Genomic DNA, 5,238 nt, shown 5'->3' with positions numbered 1-5,238 from the left:
CTTCGGTGGTGGCCCAGGTGCGGAGTTCGGCGGCGGCGGCGTCCTTGCCGATCATGCCTCGGTCGAGGCGGACGTCGAGGAGGAAGCGGTACGCCCTGCCGACGAGGGGGCCGGGTGTGATGCCGAGGACGTCCTGGATCTCGTTGCCGTCCAGCTCGGGGCGGATCGCGGCCAGTTCCTCCTCCTGGGCCAGCCGCTCGATCCGCAGCTCAAGGTCGTCGTAGGTGCGGCGGAGCCGGTCGGCCTTGCGCTTGTTGCGGGTCGTGCAGTCGGCGCGGGTCAGCTTGTGGAGGCGGGTGAGCAGCGGCCCGGCGTCGCGGACGTACCGGCGGACGGCCGAGTCGGTCCACTCGCCGGTGCCGTAGCCGTGGAACCGCAGATGCAGCTCTACCAGGCGGGACACGTCCGCGATGACGTCCTTGGAATACCGCAGCGCGGTCAGCCGCTTGCGGGTCAGCTTCGCGCCGACGACCTCGTGGTGGTGGAACGACACCCGTCCGCCCGGCTCGAACCGGCGGGTGCGCGGCTTGCCGATGTCGTGCAGGAGGGCCGCGAGCCGCAGGACGAGGTCGGGCCCCTCCTTCTCCTGCGCGATGGCCTGCTCCAGGACGATCAGCGAGTGCTCGTAGACGTCCTTGTGCCGGTGGTGCTCGTCGATCTCCAGCCGCAGTTTCGGCAGCTCGGGCAGGACGTGCGCCGCGAGGCCCGAGTCGACGAGCAGCGCGAGGCCCTGCCGCGGGTACCGGCCGCAGATCAGTTTGGACAGCTCGTCCCGGACCCGCTCGGCGGAGACGATCTCGATGCGGCCCGCCATGTCCTTCATCGCCTGGACGACGTCCAGCGCGACGGTGAAGCCGAGCTGCGAGGCGAACCGGGCGGCGCGCATCATCCGCAGCGGGTCGTCGCTGAAGGAGTCCTCGGGGCGGCCGGGGGTCCGCAGGACCTTGCGCTGCAGGTCGACGAGGCCGCCGAACGGGTCGACGAACTCGTGCCCCGGCAGCCGCGCCGCCATCGCGTTGACGGCGAAGTCGCGGCGGCGCAGGTCCTCGACGAGGGACGTCCCGTACGACACGTCGGGCTTGCGCGACTTCGGGTCGTAGGACTCGCTGCGGTACGTCGTGATCTCCAGCTCGACGCCGTCCTTGCGGAGCCCGATCGTGCCGAACTCGATGCCGATCGTCCAGTGCGCGTCCGCCCAGCCGCGGATGATCTCCAGGGTGCGCTCGGGCGGCGCGTCGGTGGTGAGGTCGAGGTCCTTGGTCGGACGGCGCAGCAGCGCGTCCCGGACGGGACCGCCGACCAGCGCCAGTTCGTGACCGGCCGCCGCGAACAGGGCGCCGAGGTCGTCGGCGGCCGGCGCGATCCGGCGCAGCAGCTCGGCGATCGCGGTGCGCCGCGAGTCCTCGGAGGTCACGTTCTGGTTGGGCACGGCCATCGAGCGTATTTCCTTGAGAGACGGGCTGACAAAGGACTTTCTGGCGATCAGTGGGGGCAGGCATGGAGTCCTTGCGGGCCGAAGCAGGACGAGACCCCTTCACATGCGGCGAACCCCGGGTTACGTTCTGGGCACCCCGATGACGCCAGCGCGACCGCCGGTGAGCCTCCCGCACGACAACGGTAGCGGGATCCCCAAGGGCCACGGTCCGCCGCACCTGCGGCAGAGGCGCGCCGGGAGGGTTTGCGCGCTGTCCGCGCAGGGTTAATCCAGACGTCTCGGGTATGTGGGGATATCCCGCAGAGTACTCAGCACGGGGAGTCAGGGAAACCAGGTCCGGGGGTGAGCGGGGAGAGGACCCCGCGGGATGGAGCCGATCATGAAGGACGCTCTCACCATCCACCGCGCGCTGCTCGAATGGGAGGCCGTGCACGAGATCGTGCGGCTGCCCGTCGCGCTGGCCCACGCCGACGAGCTCCCCAAGGCGCTCGGGCTGCCCGCGGACCGCTGCCTGGTGACATGCGTCTACTCCTGCGACGGCGCCCATCCGCGGCGCCCGTTCCTGACCGGAGTGATCGTCCCGGCGGGCGAGCGGCCCCGCACGGACGCGGTCCAGCGCACGGTCGGCGCGGAGACCGTCCGGCCTGCGCACGCGGACGTCGTCAACGCCGTCACCGAGTACGCGGCGGGTCTCGTCTGCCCGCTCCTGCTGCCGGACGACATGCCGGTCCTCGTCGACCAGCGTGTCGTGGACGGCCTCCCCGCCGACGACGTCGTCTACACGGCGACCGGTGAGGCGTCGACGGCGCTCGGCATCAGAGGCCGCACCCTGTACGCCCTCTGCCAGGCGAAACCGGCCGACCTCTTCCCCGCGCCTTCCCCCAGCGCCCGAGAACCCCGCCATCGGGTCGCCTGACCCCTTCGCCCGCGGTCCACGGGGCGGCCTCGGGTGGGGGTTTTGCGACGTGTGGGAGCTATGGGGGCTCTGGTGGGATGGCAATGAGGGGCATGTGGCCGAATCCGCGCCACACGTGGACGGGACGGTCTGATGGGCCCGCACGGCGGACTACCATCGGGGCCGTGGTGCGGGAAATCGACGCCCGCCGTCCCCGGACGGCCGGTTCCGTGGTCGGCGGCTCCCTGGTCGGCGGCGCGGTTCCGGGCGGCTCCGGGTCGGACACGGCGTGAGAACGGTCAAGCGCGCGATCGCGCTGGCCGCCCTGCTGCCCTGCATCGCGATGGCGGCGCCCGCCGCCCTGGCGTCTCCCGGCACGGCGCGGGCTGGGCAGGCCCCCGGGGCCGCCGCGCTGGCACGGCAGAAGGCCCCGGTGGGGCTCGCGCTCACCAAGATCGACCCGAAGCCCGTCCGCGCGGACTCGCGGATCGAGATCTCGGGGCTCGCCAGGAACCGCACGGACGACCAGCTCACCGGGCTCACCATGCGGCTGCGCTACAGCCCGCAGCCCGTCACCAGCCGCAGCCAGCTCGACCAGTTCTCGACCGGCCAGACGAACCTGCTCCCCGCCGTCGCCCCGCAGCAACTGCCGCTCACGGGCGTCGTCCAGCCCGGCGCGACGCAGTCCTGGACGTTCAAGACCACCACCAAGGCGCTGCAGCTGCGCGCCCCCGGGGCCACGCCCGGCGTCTACCCGGTGGGCGTCGAGGTGCTGAACTCCGCGCAACAGGTGGTCGGCGGGCTGACGACGTTCCTGACGTTCATGCCGAAGGAGCGGCGGTTCCAGCCGGTGGCGATCAGCTGGGTCTGGCCGCTGATGGACCGGATGCACCGCACCAACGACCAGACGTTCTTCGACGACCAGCTCACCGCGGAGATGTCGCGCGACGGGCGGCTCGGCAAGCTCGTCAACGCGGCCGCCGCGGGCACCACGCCGGTCACCTGGGCGATCGATCCGGCGCTGCTGGACGACGTCCAGCAGATGGCGTCCGGCGAGTACACCGTGCGGCCGTTCGGCGGGAAGGCCGCCAAGAAGGAGAAGAGCACGGTCGCGGCGTCCTGGACGGCGGCGCTGAAGAACGCCGCGAAGGGCGACCCCTACTTCACCGTCCCCTACGGCGACCCGGACGTCGTCGCGCTCGTCCGGCACAAGACGACGCGCGACATCGGCGTCGCGCTCGACGAGCGGAACACCGGCATCGCGCCGAAGGTCCTCGGACGTCCGGCGGACGCGCAGGTCGCCTGGCCGCCGTACGGCGTCGCGGGCCCCGGCACGCTCGGGCAGCTCGCCGAGCACGCCCTGAAGGACGGCGGGGCGTTCCTGATGAGCAGCTCGCAGTTCCAGAACCCGGCGGCCGGGGCGCCGCCGAACGCCACCACGACACTCGAGACGAACGCGGGCAAGCGGACGGCCCTCCTGTACGACGACAAGCTCAACCAGATCGTCAGCAAGGGGACGACGGCGGCCGGGGCGGCCCTGGCCGAGCAGCGCTTCCTCGCCGAGACCGCGATGATCGCGGCGGAGACGCCGAACCTGCGGCGCTCCGTCGTCGTCGCGCCCGACCGGCACTGGAACCCGGCGCAGGGCTTCGCCGAGAAGCTGCTGACCTACACCAAGGACGCGCCCTGGCTACGGGAGATGCCGCTCAGCAAGATCGAGTCCGCGGAGCCGCAGGGCCGGGTCTTCAACGGCTACAACGACGACTACGAGGCGTTCGAGCTCAGCGACGCGCACCTCAAGCAGACCCGGGAGATCGCGCAGGAGGCGGCCCGGTTCCGGGCGATCATGACGGGGGACATCAAGATCTCCTACGAGCGCGCCCTCCTGCGCCTGCAGTCGGTCGCGTGGCGGACGATGCCCGGCCGCGCCAAGGCGGCGCGCCGCGAGCTCGCGAGAGAGCTCGACGACGACATGGACAGCGTCCGCATCGTCACCACCAAGAACAAACGGGTGCTGATGGGCGGCAGCTCGGGCAAACTGCCGGTGCTCGTCGAGAACAGGCTGCGCGACCAGGCCGTACGGGTCCGCCTCGTCGCGGTCCCGACGTCGGAGAGCCGCGCGAAGCTGCGGCTCGGGGCGCTCGACCCCGACGAAGCGGTGATCAACCTGAGGCCCGGCGAGCGGGCCCAGCGGTGGATACCGGCCAAGGCGGCCGGGAACGGCAACTTCCATGTGCGCCTGGAGCTCATGATCCCGGACTCGGGCGGCCGGACGTTCGGGGACGGCGAGACCATCACCGTCCGAACCACCGGGTACGGGCGTCTCGCCCTGCTCATCACCGGTGGCGGACTTGCCGTACTCTTCGTGGGCGTCGGAGTGCGGGCCATCAGAGCAAGGCGCCGCCGGAATGCGGAGGCAGGCGGTGACGGGTCGACCGAGACGGGATCGGCGGGGACGGCGGAACAAGGGAACGGGTACGCCGGCCCCGGGTTCCCAGGGCCCGGCTCCGGATTCTCAGGCCCCGCGTCCCGATTCCCAGAACCCGGGCTACCCGGCCCAGGGCACCCCCCAGGGGGAGGGCTATCCCCAGGGCCAGGGCTACCCCCAGGAACAGGGCTACCCGCAGGGCCAGGGCTATCCGACCCCTGGCACGCCTCAACAGCAGGGACCGGGCCGATACCCGTCACAGGGCAGTCCCCAGGGGCACCCGGCACAGGGCCACCCCCAGGGCAGGGGATACCCCCCGGGGCAGAACCCACCGCCGGGCCAACCGCAGGGCCCACCTCCCCAGGGCTATCCGGCGCGGGGACCGCAGAGTCCTCAGCCGCCGCGGAACCCGGCGGGACATCCGAGCAGGCCGCCGACGGGACGGCCCCCGGCGGCGGGGGCGGCGGCAGCATCCCGGGC

General features: G+C 72.2%; 3 protein-coding genes. 2 read left to right on the top strand and 1 reads right to left on the bottom strand.

The window, feature by feature from the left end; all coding sequences use genetic code 11:
* On the bottom strand, window positions 1-1,435 hold a 1,435-nt coding region (locus tag ETD83_RS39010), incomplete at its 3' end, for a CCA tRNA nucleotidyltransferase (RefSeq protein ID WP_138650216.1).
* Between the two features lie 379 nt (window positions 1,436-1,814).
* Here ETD83_RS39010 and ETD83_RS39005 point away from each other — a divergent pair.
* Both ETD83_RS39005 and ETD83_RS39000 read left to right on the top strand, forming a co-directional pair.
* On the top strand, window positions 1,815-2,351 hold the full coding sequence (locus ETD83_RS39005) for an aminoacyl-tRNA deacylase (RefSeq protein WP_138650214.1): 537 nt from the start codon (window positions 1,815-1,817) through the stop codon (window positions 2,349-2,351).
* Window positions 2,352-2,619: 268 nt separating this feature from the next.
* The coding region (locus tag ETD83_RS39000) for a DUF6049 family protein (RefSeq protein WP_205718135.1) at window positions 2,620-5,238 on the top strand (2,619 nt) is incomplete at its 3' end.

This window comes from Actinomadura soli (assembly GCF_005889715.1).
Taxonomy (GTDB): domain Bacteria; phylum Actinomycetota; class Actinomycetes; order Streptosporangiales; family Streptosporangiaceae; genus Spirillospora; species Spirillospora soli.
The sequence above is the reverse complement of the archived record's forward strand: the minus strand, read 5'-3'. Positions and strand labels throughout refer to the sequence as shown.